Annotated in this window: 17 protein-coding genes and 1 tRNA gene; 10 read left to right on the forward strand and 8 right to left on the reverse strand. The window is 68.6% G+C overall.

Going from position 1 to position 14870, the window contains the following annotated elements:
• Both dnaQ and ACYBYQ_RS03025 read left to right on the forward strand, forming a co-directional pair.
• The gene (gene dnaQ, locus ACYBYQ_RS03020) at positions 1 to 729 is read left to right on the forward strand and encodes a DNA polymerase III subunit epsilon (RefSeq protein ID WP_459616914.1); all 729 of its coding nucleotides are present in this window, start codon (positions 1 to 3) and stop codon (positions 727 to 729) included.
• A gap of 74 nt (positions 730 to 803) precedes the next feature.
• A tRNA-Val gene (locus tag ACYBYQ_RS03025) sits at positions 804 to 878 on the forward strand.
• Between the two features lie 136 nt (positions 879 to 1014).
• Here the strand turns inward: ACYBYQ_RS03025 and ACYBYQ_RS03030 are convergent.
• Positions 1015 to 1452, reverse strand: a complete 438-nt coding sequence (locus ACYBYQ_RS03030) for a response regulator (RefSeq protein ID WP_459616915.1) — start codon at positions 1450 to 1452, stop codon at positions 1015 to 1017.
• Between the two features lie 339 nt (positions 1453 to 1791).
• On the opposite strand from ACYBYQ_RS03030, the gene ACYBYQ_RS03035 reads away from it, so the two are divergent.
• Positions 1792 to 2250: a multidrug/biocide efflux PACE transporter gene (locus tag ACYBYQ_RS03035; RefSeq protein WP_459616916.1), complete on the forward strand. Its 459-nt coding sequence runs from the start codon at positions 1792 to 1794 to the stop codon at positions 2248 to 2250.
• 79 nt (positions 2251 to 2329) lie between these two features.
• On the opposite strand, the gene ACYBYQ_RS03040 is transcribed toward ACYBYQ_RS03035, so the two are convergent.
• The 3 genes from ACYBYQ_RS03040 to ACYBYQ_RS03050 form a co-directional block, all read right to left on the reverse strand.
• Positions 2330 to 3262 carry an alpha/beta hydrolase gene (locus ACYBYQ_RS03040; RefSeq protein ID WP_459616917.1) on the reverse strand — a complete coding sequence of 311 codons (933 nt, stop codon included), beginning with the start codon at positions 3260 to 3262 and terminating at the stop codon, positions 2330 to 2332.
• Between the two features lie 179 nt (positions 3263 to 3441).
• On the reverse strand, positions 3442 to 4086 hold the full coding sequence (locus tag ACYBYQ_RS03045) for a LysE family translocator (RefSeq protein WP_459616918.1): 645 nt from the start codon (positions 4084 to 4086) through the stop codon (positions 3442 to 3444).
• A complete protein-coding gene (locus ACYBYQ_RS03050) occupies positions 4083 to 4994 on the reverse strand; it encodes a DMT family transporter (RefSeq protein ID WP_459616919.1) in 912 nt (303 codons plus the stop codon). The genes ACYBYQ_RS03045 and ACYBYQ_RS03050 overlap by 4 nt, the downstream gene beginning before the upstream one ends.
• Before the next feature lie 157 nt (positions 4995 to 5151).
• Here ACYBYQ_RS03050 and ACYBYQ_RS03055 point away from each other — a divergent pair, with 157 nt between their 5' ends.
• The 4 genes from ACYBYQ_RS03055 to fusA all read left to right on the forward strand — a co-directional run bounded on the left by ACYBYQ_RS03055 (position 5152) and on the right by fusA (position 9791).
• Positions 5152 to 6567: an aminotransferase-like domain-containing protein gene (locus ACYBYQ_RS03055; RefSeq protein ID WP_459618694.1), complete on the forward strand. Its 1416-nt coding sequence runs from the start codon at positions 5152 to 5154 to the stop codon at positions 6565 to 6567.
• 44 nt (positions 6568 to 6611) lie between these two features.
• Positions 6612 to 6956 carry a protein tyrosine phosphatase family protein gene (locus ACYBYQ_RS03060; RefSeq protein WP_459616920.1) on the forward strand — a complete coding sequence of 115 codons (345 nt, stop codon included), beginning with the start codon at positions 6612 to 6614 and terminating at the stop codon, positions 6954 to 6956.
• Between the two features lie 88 nt (positions 6957 to 7044).
• A complete protein-coding gene (locus ACYBYQ_RS03065) occupies positions 7045 to 7509 on the forward strand; it encodes a universal stress protein (RefSeq protein ID WP_459616921.1) in 465 nt (154 codons plus the stop codon).
• A 182-nt stretch (positions 7510 to 7691) separates the two neighbouring features.
• Positions 7692 to 9791, forward strand: a complete 2100-nt coding sequence (gene fusA / locus ACYBYQ_RS03070; protein ID WP_459616922.1) for an elongation factor G — start codon at positions 7692 to 7694, stop codon at positions 9789 to 9791.
• A gap of 6 nt (positions 9792 to 9797) precedes the next feature.
• On the opposite strand, the gene ACYBYQ_RS03075 is transcribed toward fusA, so the two are convergent.
• Positions 9798 to 10322, reverse strand: coding sequence for an MgtC/SapB family protein (locus ACYBYQ_RS03075; protein ID WP_459616923.1), 525 nt, complete (start codon positions 10320 to 10322; stop codon positions 9798 to 9800).
• A 112-nt stretch (positions 10323 to 10434) separates the two neighbouring features.
• Between ACYBYQ_RS03075 and ACYBYQ_RS03080 the strand changes: the two genes are divergently transcribed.
• On the forward strand, positions 10435 to 11184 hold the full coding sequence (locus ACYBYQ_RS03080) for a TerC family protein (RefSeq protein ID WP_459616924.1): 750 nt from the start codon (positions 10435 to 10437) through the stop codon (positions 11182 to 11184).
• Positions 11185 to 11195: 11 nt separating this feature from the next.
• On the opposite strand, the gene ACYBYQ_RS03085 is transcribed toward ACYBYQ_RS03080, so the two are convergent.
• A complete protein-coding gene (locus ACYBYQ_RS03085; RefSeq protein ID WP_459616925.1) occupies positions 11196 to 12005 on the reverse strand; it encodes an alpha/beta fold hydrolase in 810 nt (269 codons plus the stop codon).
• Positions 12006 to 12132: 127 nt separating this feature from the next.
• Between ACYBYQ_RS03085 and ACYBYQ_RS03090 the strand changes: the two genes are divergently transcribed.
• Together ACYBYQ_RS03090 and ACYBYQ_RS03095 are read left to right on the forward strand one after the other, a co-directional pair.
• Positions 12133 to 12627 carry a YbaK/EbsC family protein gene (locus ACYBYQ_RS03090; RefSeq protein ID WP_459616926.1) on the forward strand — a complete coding sequence of 165 codons (495 nt, stop codon included), beginning with the start codon at positions 12133 to 12135 and terminating at the stop codon, positions 12625 to 12627.
• A gap of 3 nt (positions 12628 to 12630) precedes the next feature.
• Positions 12631 to 13539 (forward strand): EamA family transporter, encoded by a 909-nt coding sequence (locus ACYBYQ_RS03095; protein WP_459616927.1) that lies wholly within the window; start codon positions 12631 to 12633, stop codon positions 13537 to 13539.
• A 22-nt stretch (positions 13540 to 13561) separates the two neighbouring features.
• Here ACYBYQ_RS03095 and ybgF read toward each other — a convergent pair whose 3' ends face one another.
• Both ybgF and pal read right to left on the reverse strand, forming a co-directional pair.
• Positions 13562 to 14251: a tol-pal system protein YbgF gene (gene ybgF / locus ACYBYQ_RS03100; RefSeq protein ID WP_459616928.1), complete on the reverse strand. Its 690-nt coding sequence runs from the start codon at positions 14249 to 14251 to the stop codon at positions 13562 to 13564.
• An 85-nt stretch (positions 14252 to 14336) separates the two neighbouring features.
• Positions 14337 to 14843, reverse strand: coding sequence for a peptidoglycan-associated lipoprotein Pal (pal, locus tag ACYBYQ_RS03105; protein ID WP_459616929.1), 507 nt, complete (start codon positions 14841 to 14843; stop codon positions 14337 to 14339).
• Between the last annotated feature and the right edge of the window lie 27 nt (positions 14844 to 14870).

The following is a 14870-nucleotide window of genomic DNA, read 5'->3' on the forward strand; positions in this document are numbered from 1 at the left end:
ATGCGCCAGATCATCTTCGACACGGAAACCACCGGACTGGACCCTGCACAGGGCCATCGCATCATCGAAATCGGCTGCGTCGAGATCATCAACCGTGCCGTCACCGGACGGCATCTGCACCTCTACCTCAACCCCGATCGCGACAGCGACCCGGAAGCCTTGGCGGTGCACGGCCTCACCACCGAGTTCCTGGCGGACAAACCGCGTTTCGGCGACGTGGTCGAAGAGTTCCTCGCCTTCATCGAAGGCGCCGAGTTGATTGCGCACAACGCCTCGTTCGACGTCAAGTTCTTCAACGCCGAGCTGCAGCGCATAGGCCGCCCGCCCATTGCGGATCTCTGCGCCGCCATCACGGATTCGCTGCTGCACGCCCGCTCGCTGTTTCCCGGCAAGCGCAATTCCCTCGATGCGCTGTGCGACCGCTTCGGCATCTCCAACGCGCATCGCACGCTGCACGGGGCGCTCCTCGACTCCCAGTTGCTGGCCGAGGTGTGGCTGGCCATGACGCGCGGGCAGGACGCGCTGCTGATCGACACCGACGAGGGTGGGGAGGCCGGGGCCGGCAATCTCGTCCTGGGCAAATTCGACGCCTCGGTGCTGCCGGTGATCCCGGCCAGCCCCGAGGAGCTGGCCGAGCACGACGCCTATCTCGACGCCCTCGACAAGGCGGTCGGCGGCACCTGCGTGTGGCGCCGGGAAACCGCCGAGGTCGCGTCGCTCGAAGCCTAGCCTCGGGCAGGGCGGGCGTCGCGCCACCCCCGTTGCATGGGCCGGCGGATTCATGCTAGAATTTCGTTCTCTTTGGGTGGTTAGCTCAGTGGTAGAGCACTGCCTTCACACGGCAGGGGTCACAAGTTCGAACCTTGTACCACCCACCAAGGATTCCAGGCTGCGCGATTCGAGCAGTACGATTCAAGCAGACCATTCAAGCAGTACCATTTAAGCAGCACACAAGAAGGCCGGCAGCGGATGTTGCCGGCTTTCTTGTTTTGCGTTCACTCGTTTTGCGTTCGCTCACGCATCCGGGCCCCGCAGACGTGACAGCTCGGACAGGATGCTGCGTGGCTGCCATGGCTTGGGCCGGAAGATCACGCCTTGGGGCAGCCCGCGAGGCGGCACCAGCTTCCTGCCGGAGCCGGTCAGGATGGGCAGATGCGGAAACAGGCAGCGGATCATGGTCACGAACGGCACGCCGTGCTTGCTTTCGGGGATGTCGAAGTCTGTGACCACGGCCAGGAGGTCTGCCTGGCCTGAAAGGTGCCGGATTGCCTCGCCGGCCGAACCCGCCTGCAGCACATGGTAGCCGTCATCATGGAGCAGCTCGGCCAGGATCCAGCGCACCCTGGGCTCGTCGTCGACCACCAGGATCGCACGCCTGCGTCTGTGCCGCCGCGCGCCGCATTGCTGGCCTGCGGTGTCGTCTTGCCCAAGGGATTCGGTATGGTCAGCCACGGCAAGCCCCTGTAACGGCGCGCACAGCAGGCCGCCCAACCCGCCGAGGCGACGGCTGTGGCGTGCCCGCGCACAGGAACAAGCATAAGCCCGCATGCTGCGCGACACCAGTCGTCTCTTGCAATAAGGTCATCTGCCCTGGTTGTATTTGAATATCCGTCATCAAGCCGTCATGCAGGCTCATGTTCAATGGCAGTTGCGGTCGGTCTCCCGGAGGCCGTTGCGCGGGCGTCTATACTCGGTGTCGCCTGCAAGGCAAGAGCCCGACCCGGCCGGCGAGCCTGCAGCGCACCGCAGATCCATCGGCGGGCGGCACTTCGCCCGCCTCCCCGGCAGTCCATGAAATCCGGCAGCAAATCCTTCACCGAGCGTCTGCTCCACGCATTCTTCTACGAACTCATCGCCATTGTCCTGAGCGCGCCGGCGGCTGCCTGGGCCATGGGCCAGCCGGTATTCGACATGGGGGTGCTCACCGCAGCCATCGCGGCTGCGGCCATGCTGTGGAACATGGTCTACAACAGCCTGTTCGAGCGTGCCGAGCGGCGCTGGGGATGGCGGCGCAGCACGGTCGTGCGGATCCTGCACGCCCTGGGCTTCGAGGGCGGCCTGGTGCTGATCGTCGTGCCGCTGGCCGCCTGGTGGCTGGGCATAGGCTGGTGGGACGCGCTGCTGCTGGATTTAGGCCTGCTGCTCTTCTACCTGCCCTATACCTACGTCTACAACCTGGTCTACGACGCCTTGCGGGCCCGCGGCTGGTGGGGGCGCGGGCCGGACGCCGAGGCCGCGGGGCGCCCCTGAGCGGCCTGTAGCCGCGACCCTGCCTGCTGACCGCGCTCCTCGGCCCTGCTCGTCGGCCGCCCTGGATAGGCGGCCGGATTCAGGGGGACGCGGATGCGGCGGATCCGGTGGGCAGGGCGGCCTGTTGCGTCTGCGCCGCGGTGTAAGCGCGGCTTGCGTCACGGATGAAGCTGCGCACCGCCGACTCATAGACCTCTCCGCTGCGTATTGCGCCCGAATGCGAGGCGCCTTCGATCTTCACCAGGCGCTTCAGGTCAGGCGGCACCTTCAGCGCAGCGGCGAACAGTTCGTCGCTCATGGTATGGGGCACCACGCGGTCGGCCGTGCCGTGCAGGAACAGCATGGGCGTGGACAGCGTGGCCAGCTTCTCGATGGATGCGAAAGGCTGGGTCACCAGCAGGCTGGCGCCGGGCAGCTTGCCCCAGCGCAGCGTGCCCAGCATGGCAGCCACGCTGGTGAAGCTGGACTCCACGATGAGCCCGGAAAACGGCGGCTGTTCCGGCCGGGAGGCCAGGTCGATGGCGATGGCGCCGCCCAGGCTGTGGCCGTAGACGAAGCGCCGGGCGGGGTCGGGCTGGCGTCTTGCCAGCTCGCGCAGGGCCGCTGCGGCATCTTCGAAGACCGTGTCTTCCGATGGCAGCAGCGGTGTGGACTCGCCGAACCCCCGGTAGTCGATCGCCAGCACCGAGTAGCCCATGCGCGTCCAGCCCGCCATGCGGAAGGCGCTGCCGTTCAGGTTCCAGCGCGCACCGTGCAGGTACAGCACGGCCGGGGCGTCGGGCTCTGGCGCCTGCCAGTACCAGGCGTGCACCTTGTCGCCGTTGGCCAGGTCCAGGTCGAACGCCTGGGTGCCGTCGGGCGGCTCGCGCCACCAGCGCTGCTGTTCCGCCTCGGGAGAGAAGATCGCCTGTCTTTGCCAGGCGTCGAGCTGCGTGCAGCCGACCACGCCGGCGGCGGCAAGCGTGCCGGTGGCCAGGAGACGGCGCAAGGTCAGGCGGAACAGGGCAGGCATCGTTTCGGGCGGGCGGCAGGGACGGCGCTATCGTATACAGACCGGCATGATGGCATCCGGGTTCCGCACGCCGGCAATGCGGCCGGCGCGGCCTCGGCCGGGCCGCATGTTGTCGGACAACGCTGGCCATGCCGGCGCGGCATGCGAAAGACAGCCGCCACGCAGCCGGGCGGCAGGCCTCAGGCGGCGAGCCGCTGCGCCAGGTCCCGGGCGGTGGGGGCGAGCGAGGCCACCAGCAGCGCAGCCATGGTGAGATTGAATGCGCGGATGGCGCGGGGGCGGTGCAGCCATCGGCGCAGCGCGCCGCCGCACAGGACCCAGACGCCGATGCTGGGCAGCCCCACCGCGCAACATACGACGGCGGCGATCAGCAGGTTGCCCAGGTACCCTTGCTGCGGCGTGTAGGCGGTGATGACGCCCGTGGTCATGATCCAGGCCTTGGGGTTGACCCACTGGAACAGCGCCGCCTGCAGGAAGGTGAGCGGCCGGCCCCGTTCGGCGCCGCCTTCCAGCGGGCCCGCCATGGCGATCCTCCACGCCAGATAAAGCAGGTACGCGCCGCCGGCGTACTTCATCACGTCGTAGAGCCATGGCGCGTAGCGGAAAATCGCGCCCAGGCCCAGCCCCAGCAGCACCAGCATCAGGGTGAATCCCAGGTTCACGCCCAGCATGTGCGGGATGCTGCGCCGGAAACCGAACGTCAGGCCGGAAGAGGCCAGCATCACGTTGTTGGGCCCCGGCGTGATCGAGGTAACCAGCACGAAGAGCGCCAGGGGGCCCAGCAGCGCGGGCGACAGCAGGGCCCATTCGGCGGCCGGGTTCATGGCCTGCTCTCCGCGAGGCTGCGGCGGCCTCCCGCGATGACGGCGATCACGGCGGCGGCGAAGACGAAGGTTTCGGGGCCTACCGGTTCGGCAAACAGCACGGCTGCGGCCAGCACCGTGAGAAACGGCTGCAGCAGCTGTACCTGCCCTATCCGGGCGATGCCGCCGGCGGCCAGCCCGCGATACCAGGCGAAGAATCCCAGGAACATCGACCCCAGCGCCAGGTAGGCAAATGCCGCCGTGGCCGCCGGGCCGGGCCGCGGCGAGCCCGCCGCCAGCATGGCCACCGGAATGGCCAGCACCGGCAGGCTCACGGCCAGGGCCCAGCATATCGTGCGCCAGCCGCCCAGCGTGCGCGCCGCGCGGGCGCCTTCGGCGTAGCCCATCCCGCCGAGCACCACCGCCAGCAGCAGCCACGCGTCGCCGGGCTGCAGCATGCCGTGGCCCTGCCGCAGGGCATAGAGCACCACCAGGAGCGCGCCTGCCACGGCCCAGGCCCAGAATGCGCCGCCTGGGCGCTCGCCGCCGCGCCAGGCGGCGAAGGCCGCGGTCGACAGCGGCAGCAGGCCATTGACCACCGCGCCATGGGCCGCCGGGACGGACTGCATGGCCACCGTGGAGGCCAGCGGCCAGCCCACCACGATCCCGGCCGCCGCCAGCAGCACGCCTGACCACTCGGCGCGCGTGGGCAGGCGGCTGCGCGAGAACGCCAGCAGCAGCACGGCCGGCAGCGCTGCCGCCGCCGCTCGTCCCAGGCCCACCAGCAGCGGGGAAAGTTCGGCGACGGCGACGCGCGTCATGGGCAGGGTAAGGCTGAATACCAGCACGCCGGCCATGCCGTATCCATAGCCCTCCATCAGGCGGGGAGACAGACCGGGGGAGGGAGCGGTTGCGGACCAGGGTTTCATGATGTGCGTCGCGGCTTGCCCGGACGGGCGATTCCTGTCACTCTACGCACTGTATCCGGTACAGTACCGGTACACTTTGTGCTCTCTTCAGAATCACTGGCCTGGTGAGGCTCCCATGACAGTTACCCGGCTTGCAGCTGCGCCGGCCTGGCACCCCGTGCGCGACGCAGACACCACCCTGGTCGACCAGCTGGCCGACGACCTGGCCCGGCGCATCGACGACCAGGGCCTGCGTCCCGGGACGCGGCTGCCCTCGATCCGCAAGATGGCGGAGCAGGCAGGCGTCAGCCGCTTCACGGTGGTGGAGGCCTACGACCGCCTGGTGGCGCGCGGCCTGGTCGAGTCGCGCCGCGGCGCCGGATTCTTCGTGCGCGCGCGCCATGGTTCGCTGACGCCCGTACCGGCCGCAGGCGGCGGGCTGGCCGTGCCTGCGCGCATCGACGTCAATTGGCTGCTGCGCAACATGTTCCGCGAGGGTGCGGCCCAGGGGATGCCGGGCAGCGCCGGGCTGCTGCCGCCCGATTGGCTGGACCCCGAGATGGTGGCGGCGGCGGTGCGTGCGGTGGGCCGCTCGGTGCGCGGGCACCTGGTGGCCTATGGCCATCCCCAGGGCTACCTGCCCCTGCGCCAGCAGCTTGCCTCCATGCTGCAGGACCAGGGCGTGCCGGCGCATCCCGAGCGCAACCTGCTCACCACCAGCGGCGTCACCCATGGCCTGGACCTGGTGGCGCGCCACCTGGTGCGCCCGGGTGACACCGTGCTGGTCGAGGATCCGGCCTGGTTCGTGATCTTCGGCCGCCTGGCTGCGTTCGGCGCACGCCTGATCGGCGTGCCGCGCGGCCCGCAGGGCCCGGACATCGCCGTGCTCGAGAAGGCGGCCGCCGAGCACAAGCCCAGGTTGTTCATCATCAACAGCGCCGTCCACAACCCCACGGGCCACACGTTGTCGGCCGGCGCCGCCTACGACGTCCTGAGGGTGGCCGAGCGGCACGACTTCATGGTGGTCGAAGACGACACCTATGGCGAGCTGCACCCCGGCGGGGCGATCAAGCTGGCCGCACTGGACCGCTTCCGGCGCGTGATCCTGGTGGGCGGCTTTTCCAAGATGCTGGCTGCCAGCCTGCGGGTGGGCTATCTGGCGGCGGACGAGGAAGTGGTGCAGAAGATCACCGACCTGAAGATGCTGGCCGGGCTCACGTCGTGCGAACTGGGCGAGCGCGTGGTGCACCGGGTGTTGATGGAAGGGCAGTACCGGCGTCATGTCGAGCGCGTACGGGGCCGTGTCGACGAGGCCCGCCAGCGCTGCCTGAGGAAGCTGGTGGCGCTGGGCCTGCGCCTGCCGCACGAGCCACACGCGGGCATGTTCCTGTGGGCCGATTGCGGCCGCGATGCCGAAGGCCTTGCCCGCGAGGCCGCGGACCGCGGCATGCTGCTGGCGCCCGGCTCGCTGTTCTCGCCGGCGCAGGCGCCTTCCCGCATGCTGCGCTTCTCCGTCACGATGGCAGACAACGCGGCCATGTGGCAAGCGCTGGCGGCCCTGCTGCCGGAGGTATCCGCCGCCGCGGCGAAGTGAATATACTGTGTCGGTCGTACATCCACCCTTGAAAGGTATTCCTCATGGCTGCACCCATACGCCCCCTCGCGCCCGATTTCGCCGTCGCGCCCCAGCTCGGCCCGGACGACATGGCCGAGGTGGCTGCCGCCGGCTACAAGAGCGTGATCATCAACCGGCCCGATTACGAAGGCGGGCCCGACCAGCCCACTGCGGCGGACGTGTCCCGCGCGGCCGAGGCGGCCGGCCTGCAGGTGGCCTACCAGCCGGTGGTCAGCGGCGCCATGACGGCCGAGGACGTCGTCCGTTTCGCCGAACTGCTGCGCACGCTGCCGGGTCCGGTGCTGGCCTATTGCCGAACCGGCACCCGCTGCACCAATCTGTACGCCGGCGCAAAGCAGCTGGGTTGATCGCCATCAAGCACAGCTGACGGCGCGGGTGCCGAGGCAAGGGCTTTTCCGGTAGCATCGAAGTTCACCCCCAACAGGAGCAGGCATCATGTTCAAGAAAATCCTGATTCCCACCGACGGCTCTCCGCTGTCGTCGCAGGCTGCCAACGCAGGCATCCATTTTGCCCGCTCCGTGGGCGCCGAGGTCGTTGCGCTGCACGTCAGCCAGCCCTTCGCCGCCACCATCGGCTTCGACGGCATGGCGGCCGCCTATGCCATCACCGACGAAGACTACGAAAAGGCCTCCGCCGAGCAGGCCGAGAAATACCTCAAGCAGATCCTCGACCGCGCCAACACGGCTGGCGTCAAATGCGAAACGCGCGCCGTCTCCAACTTCAACGTGGCCGACGGCATCGTGCAGGCCGCCGGCGAGAGCGGCTGCGACCTGATCTTCATCGGCAGCCACGGCCGCAGCGGCCTGTCGCGCCTGCTGCTGGGCAGCGTCACGGCCAAGGTGCTGTCGCTGGCCACCACGGCGGTGCTGGTCTATCGCGTCAAGGAAGACAAGAAGTAGCCCGGGCGGCGCGCCGCCCCCGAGCCCGTCGCCGGCCCTGCCGGGGCGGGCTTTTTCGTGCGCGGCCGCGCCGGCACGAGTGGCCCTGCGCGCACCAGGGTGTCTGTACCTGCCGGCGGGCCTTGGGCGTAATATCGGCACAGTGCGCAGATCGTGCGCAACGCCATTACGTCGAGGCCGCCATGACACGCAGAACGCGTATCGAGCAATACCGCAACATCGGCATCAGCGCCCACATCGATGCCGGCAAGACCACCACCACCGAGCGCATCCTGTTCTATACGGGCATCACGCACAAGATCGGCGAGGTGCACGACGGCGCGGCCACGATGGACTGGATGGAGCAGGAGCAGGAGCGCGGCATCACCATCACCTCGGCGGCCACCACCGCGTTCTGGCGCGGCATGGCGGGCGACTATCCCGAGCACCGCATCAACATCATCGATACGCCGGGACACGTGGACTTCACCATCGAGGTCGAGCGCTCCATGCGGGTGCTGGACGGCGCCTGCATGGTGTATGACGCGGTCGGCGGCGTGCAGCCGCAATCCGAGACCGTCTGGCGCCAGGCCAACAAATACGGCGTGCCGCGCATCGCCTTCGTCAACAAGATGGATCGCGTGGGCGCGGATTTCTTCCGCGTGCAGCGGCAGATCGCCGAGCGCCTGAAGGGCGACGCGGTGCCGGTGCAGATTCCGGTCGGCGCCGAAGACCACTTCGAGGGCGTGATCGACCTCGTGAAGATGAAGGCCATCATCTGGGACGATGCCAGCCAGGGGGTGCGCTTCGAATACCGCGATATCCCCGCGGCCCTGCAGGGCCAGGCGCAGCAATGGCACGACAACCTGGTGGAGAAGGCGGCGGAAGCCAACGAGGCGCTGCTCGACAAATACCTGTCGGGCGAGCCGCTCACCGAAGCCGAGATCAAGTCGGGCCTGCGCCAGCGCACGATCGCCAACGAGATCGTCCCCATGCTGTGCGGCAGCGCCTTCAAGAACAAGGGCGTGCAGGCCATGCTCGACGCAGTCATCGACTACCTGCCTTCGCCCGTGGACGTGCCAGCCATCAAGGGCCACGACGAGCGCGACGCCGGGATCGAGCGCCATCCGTCCGACGACGAGCCGTTCTCCGCCCTGGCCTTCAAGATCATGACCGATCCTTTCGTGGGCCAGCTGGTGTTCTTCCGCGTCTATTCCGGCGTGGTCAAGTCGGGCGACTCGGTCTACAACCCGATCAAGGGCCGCAAGGAGCGCATCGGCCGCATCGTCCAGATGCATGCCAACGAAAGGCGCGAGATCAGCGAGGTCTATGCAGGCGACATCGCCGCTGCGGTGGGGCTGAAAGACGTCACCACCGGCGATACGCTGTCCGATCCTGGCCACCCCATCATCCTCGAGCGCATGGTCTTCCCCGAGCCGGTGATCTCCCAGGCGATCGAGCCCAAGACCAAGGCCGACCAGGAGAAGATGGGGCTGGCGCTGGGCCGGCTGGCCCAGGAAGATCCGTCCTTCCGCGTGCGCACCGACGAGGAATCCGGGCAGACGATCATCTCGGGCATGGGCGAGCTGCATCTCGAGATCCTGGTCGATCGCATGCGGCGCGAGTTCAACGTCGAAGCCGCGGTGGGCAAGCCCCAGGTGGCCTACCGCGAAACGATCCGCAAGACCTGCGAGGAAGTCGAAGGCAAGTTCGTCAAGCAGTCCGGCGGCCGCGGCCAGTATGGCCACGTGGTGCTCAAGATCGAACCCCTGCCTCCCGGTGGCGGCTACCAGTTCGTCGACGCCATCAAGGGCGGTGTGGTGCCGCGCGAATACATCCCGGCGGTCGACAAGGGCATCCAGGAGACGCTCGCCTCGGGGGTGCTGGCCGGCTATCCGGTGGTGGACGTGAAGGTCACGCTGTTCTTCGGTTCGTACCACGACGTGGACTCGAACGAGAACGCGTTCAAGATGGCCGCCTCGATGGCGTTCAAGGAAGGCATGCGCAAGGCGGGGCCCGTGCTGCTCGAGCCCATGATGGCCGTGGAAGTCGAGACGCCCGAAGACTACGCCGGCACCGTCATGGGCGACCTCTCCTCCCGGCGCGGCATGGTGCAGGGCATGGACGACATGGTCGGCGGCGGCAAGGTCATCAAGGCCGAAGTGCCGCTGGCCGAGATGTTCGGCTATTCCACCGCGCTGCGCTCGCAGACCCAGGGCCGCGCCACCTACACCATGGAATTCAAGCACTACGCCGAGGCGCCCCGCCAGGTGGTGGCGGAAGTCATCGCGGCCCGGGGCTGAGGCCGGCTAGGCGCCCGGGTCCGCAGGCGGGTGCGGCGGCTGCCTGGGTCGGCTGGCGATGCGCTTCTCGAGCCGGTGCAGCACGGCCAGCACGAACAGGGCCAGCAGCGTGCTGGCGAGTGCCATCGTCTCCCGGCCCATGCCGGCGGCCACGCCGATCGCGGCCGTCAGCCAGATGCTGGCCGCGGTGGTGAGCCCGCGTATCTCCTGCTGGTTGCTGAGCTTGATGATGGCGCCGGCGCCCAGGAAGCCGATGCCGGCGATCACGCCCTGGAGCACCCGGCTCAGGTCGGCAATCTGCATGCCTCCCTGGAGCGGGGCCAGCACGAACACCGCAGCGCCCAGCGCCACCAGCATGTGGGTGCGCAATCCGGCGGCCTTGCCGCTGCGTTCGCGCTCGTAGCCCAGCAGGCCCCCGAGCACGGTGGCCATGAGCAGCCGCACGGCCACCCGCGTGGCTTCCGACGTGTCCGGGATGTCGGAGAACTCGCTGCGCAGCGTATTCAGCACCTCTTGCCAGATCTCGTGCATGGGCCGTCCTTTCCGTGCAAGCTCACGCGGCCAGCATAGCAGCTGCCGCGGGGGTGTGCAGGGCGGGGCAGCAACGCTATCATGGCGGCAGCCGGCAACGAGGAGATGCCCCATGGAGTACCTGATCGAGCTCGCCCAGCAGCCCGAAGCCTGGATCGCGCTTGCCACCCTCATCGCCATGGAGGTCGTCCTCGGGATAGACAACCTCATCTTCATCTCCATCCTCACCAACAAGCTTCCGCCCGAGCAGCGCTCGCGCGGGCGGCGCATCGGCATCGGCATGGCGCTGATCCTGCGGCTCGCGCTGCTGGGCACCGTCGCGTTCATCGTCCAGCTCACCACGCCCCTGTTCGAGCTGTTCGGCCACGGCGTTTCCTGGCGCGACCTGATCCTCATCGCGGGCGGCCTGTTCCTGGTCTGGAAGGCCACCAAGGAGATCCATCACAAGGTGGATCCCGACCCGGGCAGCGACATGTTCGAGAACAAGGCGCAGACCATCGGCTTCGCGGCGGCGATCGGCCAGATCCTGATGCTCGACCTGGTGTTTTCCATCGACAGCATCATCACCGCGGTCGGCATGACCGAACACATACCCATCATGTTCATCGCGGTCATCGTGGCCGTGGCGGTGATGCTGCTGGCGGCCGATCCGCTGGCGCACTTCATCGAGCGCAACCCCACGGTCGTGATGCTGGCCCTGGGGTTCCTGCTGATGATAGGCATGACCCTCATCGCCGAGGGCTTCGGCGCGCATGTGCCCAAGGGCTATGTGTATGCCGCCATGGCGTTCTCCGCACTGGTGGAAGGCCTCAACATGCTGGCCCGGCGCGCCGGACGCAAGAGCGGCCAGCCGCACGGCTGACGCCGGCCAGCCTAACTGCCCAGGAAAGCGGCTATCGCCTCGTTGAAGGCGCGGGGGTTGCCCAGGTTCATGCCATGCGACGAACCGGCGATCGTCACGCGTTCCGCGTGCGGCAGCAGGCGCTGCAGCCGCTCCAGCACGGTCGGGTAGGGTTGCGGGCTGAGCGCGCCGCCGATCAGCAGCACGGGCAGGCTCAGGCTGCGGATCGCGTCGTCGTCCAGCGGCGCCGGCGGTTCGGCGTTCTGCCCCGCCAGCGTGCCGGCATTGTCGCGCACCATCTCCTTGAACCAGGGCACCATGCGGCGCCAGGTGTCCGGGCCGGTGACTGCATCGATGAAGATGCGCAGGCCTTCCTCCGTTTCCCCGGCACTGAGCCGCTCCAGGGCGTGGCGGCGGAAGTCGCCACGCACGTCGGCTTCGCCGGGCAGCGAGAGCCCCGGGTCGGCCAGGGTCAGCGTGCGCACCAGGCCGGGCCGCAGGCGCGCGGCCTCCAGCGCAACACGGCCGCCGCGCGAATGGCCGACCAGGTGCGCCGGCTCGCCCGCCACCCGTTCCACCAACTCCAGCACCTGCCGGGCATGTTCCGCTATGGAGAATCCCCCGCCCTTGCCGTCCCAGCGCTCCGGCCAATGGCGGCGCAGCGACGGAGCCAGTACCCGGAAAGCGCGGCCCAACGGGCCGAACTGCGGCGTCCAGTAGCGATAGTCCGATAGCGAGCCGTGGATCAGCACCAGCGGCGTGCCGCTGCCATGCTCCACATAGGTGGTATCGAAACCGTCCAGCCGGACGGATCTTGCCGGAAGATCGGGGGCAGTGCGCATGAGGGGGGACCGGGATTCCAAGGCCGTGATTCTAGTTCACGTGGTGCATGGCCGGGCCGGGGGCGCCTGATAAACTCCAGCGCTGTCCCGGGCAACCGTGCCCGCCGTTCCAGGAGGATGCCCCGCCATGTCAGACACTGCCGCCGTCCTGCCTCCCGCCGCGCAGCGCGTGGCGCAGCTGCTCCAGCAGCTGGGGCACGACCGCCCCGTGGTGCTGTTGCCGCAGAGCGGCCGTACCTCTGCCGAAGCCGCCGCCGCGCTGGGCTGCGATGTCGCGCAGATCGCCAAATCGATCGTGTTCCGGCGCGTCGGCGACGACAGGCCCGTCATGGTGATCGCCAGTGGCTCCAACCGCGTGGACGAGACCAAGGTGGCGGCCCGGGTGGGCGAGCTGGCCAAGGCCGACGCGCGTTTCGTGCGCGATGCAACCGGCTATGCGATCGGCGGCGTGTGCCCGATCGGCCATCCCGTGGCCCCGGTGATGCTGCTCGACGCCGACCTGTTCCAGTACGACTGCCTCTGGGCCGCCGCAGGCCATCCGCACGCCGTCTTCAGCCTCACCCCCGGGCAGCTCGCGGCGCTCACCGGCGCGCCCGCCACCGACGTGGCCCTGCGTTCCTGAACCATGCCGGATCCGACCTGGCTCTGGATACCGGCCACGCTGCTGGCCGCCGCCGCCCAGGCCGGGCGCAACGCCGTGCAGCGCGGCCTGGTGGCCACGCTGGGTACGCTGGGCGCCACCCAGGTGCGATTCCTGTTCGGCCTGCCTTTCGCCTTGCTGTTCCTGCTGCTCTTTTGGCTGGCGTCCGGTTCCCCGCTGCCGCGCATGGATGCGGTGTTCCTGGGATTCGTGCTGGCCGGCGCCCTGGCGCAGATCACCGCCACGGCCCTGATGCTGGCCGCCATGCGCGAACGCTCCTTCGTCGTGGTCACGGCCTGGACCAAGACCGAGCCCGTACAGGTGGCGGTTTTCGGCGTGGCGGTCCTGGGAGATCCGCTGACGCCCCTGGGCGTGTGTGCGGTGGTGCTGGCCACGCTGGGCGTGGTGCTGATGTCGGGCAGGCCCGCGGACGCAGTCGGGCGGGGCGCCTGGCGTCCTGCCTTGCTGGGGCTGGTGTCGGCGGCCTGCTTCGCGCTGTCGGCCGTGGGGTTCCGCGGCGCCATCCTCCAGCTCGAGGGCGGCAGCTTCGCGCTGCAGGCCAGCTACACGCTATGCTGGTCGCTGGGGGTGCAGGTGCTGTTGCTGCTGGGCTGGATGCTGTGCTTCGACAGGCGCCTGCTGGCGGCCTGTGTCCGGGCCTGGCGCGAATCCATCTGGGGCGGCCTGCTGGGAGCCACGGCCTCGCAGGCCTGGTTCATCGGCTTCGCGCTCACCGCCGCCGCCAACGTGCGCACCCTGGGGCTGGTGGAGGTGCTGTTCGCCCAGGTGCTGTCGCGGCGCGTGTTCGCGCATCGCTCCAGCCGGCGCGAGCTCGCCGGCATCGCCCTGGTGGTGGCGGGGGTGGCGGTTCTGCTGGCGGCCGGCGCGTCCTGACCGGCCCGCGCAGCAGCGGGCCTTACTGCAGCAGCTGCAGGCGGTCCTGGGCGGTGGAAGCCGCCTGTGCGTTGGGGTAGTCGCGCACGATGCGCTGCAGCGTGGCCTTGGCGCCGGCGCGGTTGTTCAGTTCTATCTGGCTGCCGGCAATGACGAGCAGGGCGTCGGGCGCGCGCTCGTCGTTCGGCGCTTCCTGCACCAGGGCGTTGAGACGTTCGATGGCTCCCTTGTAGTCCTTCATGGCGTAGTGGCTGCTGCCCTGGTAGAAGCGGGCGGTCGGCGCCAGCGGGCTGTTCGGGTAGAGCGCGACGAAGGCGGCCAGCGATTCGGCGGCTTCCTTGTATTGGCCCTTGCGGAACAGGTCGATGGCGCCGTCGTAGGCAGCCTGCTCCTGGGCGTCGGCCGCGGCCACGCCCGGTGGGTTGCCGGCATGCTGCTGGCCGCCCGGCTGCGCGCTGGTCTGCTGGCGCGACACCAGTTCGAGCTGGTCGCGCAGCTGCGCCATTTCCTGTTGCAGCGACTGGATCTGGTCGGCCAGCTGCAGGCGCGCACGCAGATTCTGTTCGTTCATTTGCTGGACCTGCTGGCGCAGGTCCAGGATGGCTCGGCGGGCTTCGTCATCGGAGAAGGCATGGGCCGGCGCCGCCACGGCGGCGAACACCAGGCCGGCCGCCATGGCCAGGGGACGCAGGGTCGGGACTCGGTCTCGCATGAAGTTTCCAGTTCGCAAAAACAAACGTCGGGACGGCCGGTAGACCGTCCCGACGCAGGGTGGGGCACTTTACCGCAGAAGAATGTTAACGCTGATAGACGATATCGGCGCGGCGGTTTTCCGCGTAGTCGGCTTCAGACGTGCCCGTGGCCTTCGGCTTTTCCTTGCCGAAGCTGATCGTTTCGATCTGGGTGTCGCTGACGCCCAGCAGGGTCATCATGCGACGCACGGCATCGGCACGACGCTGGCCGAGGGCCAGGTTGTACTCGGCGCCGCCGCGCTCGTCGGTGTTGCCTTCGATGCGGATGCGCTGCTGGGGATTCGAAGCCAGGTAGCGGGCATGGGTTTCGACCAGGCCGCGGTACTGGTCCGACACCGTGTAGCTGTCGAAATCGAAGTACACCGAGCGCTGCTGCGCCAGGACGCTGTTGGGGTTGAAAGGGTCCATGACCTGGCCACCGCTCATGGCCGAGCCCTGGGACGAAGAGCCGCTGCCTTGACCGGCCGTTTCATCGAGAGGGACGGAGCTGCACGCCGCCAGCGAGGCGGCGAAGGCTGCAATAGTAAGGCTTTTGGCAATGCGCGACTTCATGATGGTTCCTTTTTGAAGAGAGAGTCA

This window comes from Bordetella sp. 2513F2 (genome assembly GCF_054642735.1).

Coding starts and splice junctions, on each gene's coding strand:
- dnaQ (WP_459616914.1), top strand. CDS start 1: ATGCGCCAGATCATCTTCGACACGGAAACCACCGGACTGGACCCTGCA.
- ACYBYQ_RS03035 (WP_459616916.1), top strand. CDS start 1,792: ATGAAATCCGGCAGCAAATCCTTCACCGAGCGTCTGCTCCACGCATTC.
- ACYBYQ_RS03040 (WP_459616917.1), bottom strand. CDS start 3,262: ATGCCTGCCCTGTTCCGCCTGACCTTGCGCCGTCTCCTGGCCACCGGC.
- ACYBYQ_RS03045 (WP_459616918.1), bottom strand. CDS start 4,086: ATGAACCCGGCCGCCGAATGGGCCCTGCTGTCGCCCGCGCTGCTGGGC.
- ACYBYQ_RS03050 (WP_459616919.1), bottom strand. CDS start 4,994: ATGAAACCCTGGTCCGCAACCGCTCCCTCCCCCGGTCTGTCTCCCCGC.
- ACYBYQ_RS03060 (WP_459616920.1), top strand. CDS start 6,612: ATGGCTGCACCCATACGCCCCCTCGCGCCCGATTTCGCCGTCGCGCCC.
- ACYBYQ_RS03065 (WP_459616921.1), top strand. CDS start 7,045: ATGTTCAAGAAAATCCTGATTCCCACCGACGGCTCTCCGCTGTCGTCG.
- fusA (WP_459616922.1), top strand. CDS start 7,692: ATGACACGCAGAACGCGTATCGAGCAATACCGCAACATCGGCATCAGC.
- ACYBYQ_RS03075 (WP_459616923.1), bottom strand. CDS start 10,322: ATGCACGAGATCTGGCAAGAGGTGCTGAATACGCTGCGCAGCGAGTTC.
- ACYBYQ_RS03080 (WP_459616924.1), top strand. CDS start 10,435: ATGGAGTACCTGATCGAGCTCGCCCAGCAGCCCGAAGCCTGGATCGCG.
- ACYBYQ_RS03085 (WP_459616925.1), bottom strand. CDS start 12,005: ATGCGCACTGCCCCCGATCTTCCGGCAAGATCCGTCCGGCTGGACGGT.
- ACYBYQ_RS03090 (WP_459616926.1), top strand. CDS start 12,133: ATGTCAGACACTGCCGCCGTCCTGCCTCCCGCCGCGCAGCGCGTGGCG.
- ACYBYQ_RS03095 (WP_459616927.1), top strand. CDS start 12,631: ATGCCGGATCCGACCTGGCTCTGGATACCGGCCACGCTGCTGGCCGCC.
- ybgF (WP_459616928.1), bottom strand. CDS start 14,251: ATGCGAGACCGAGTCCCGACCCTGCGTCCCCTGGCCATGGCGGCCGGC.
- pal (WP_459616929.1), bottom strand. CDS start 14,843: ATGAAGTCGCGCATTGCCAAAAGCCTTACTATTGCAGCCTTCGCCGCC.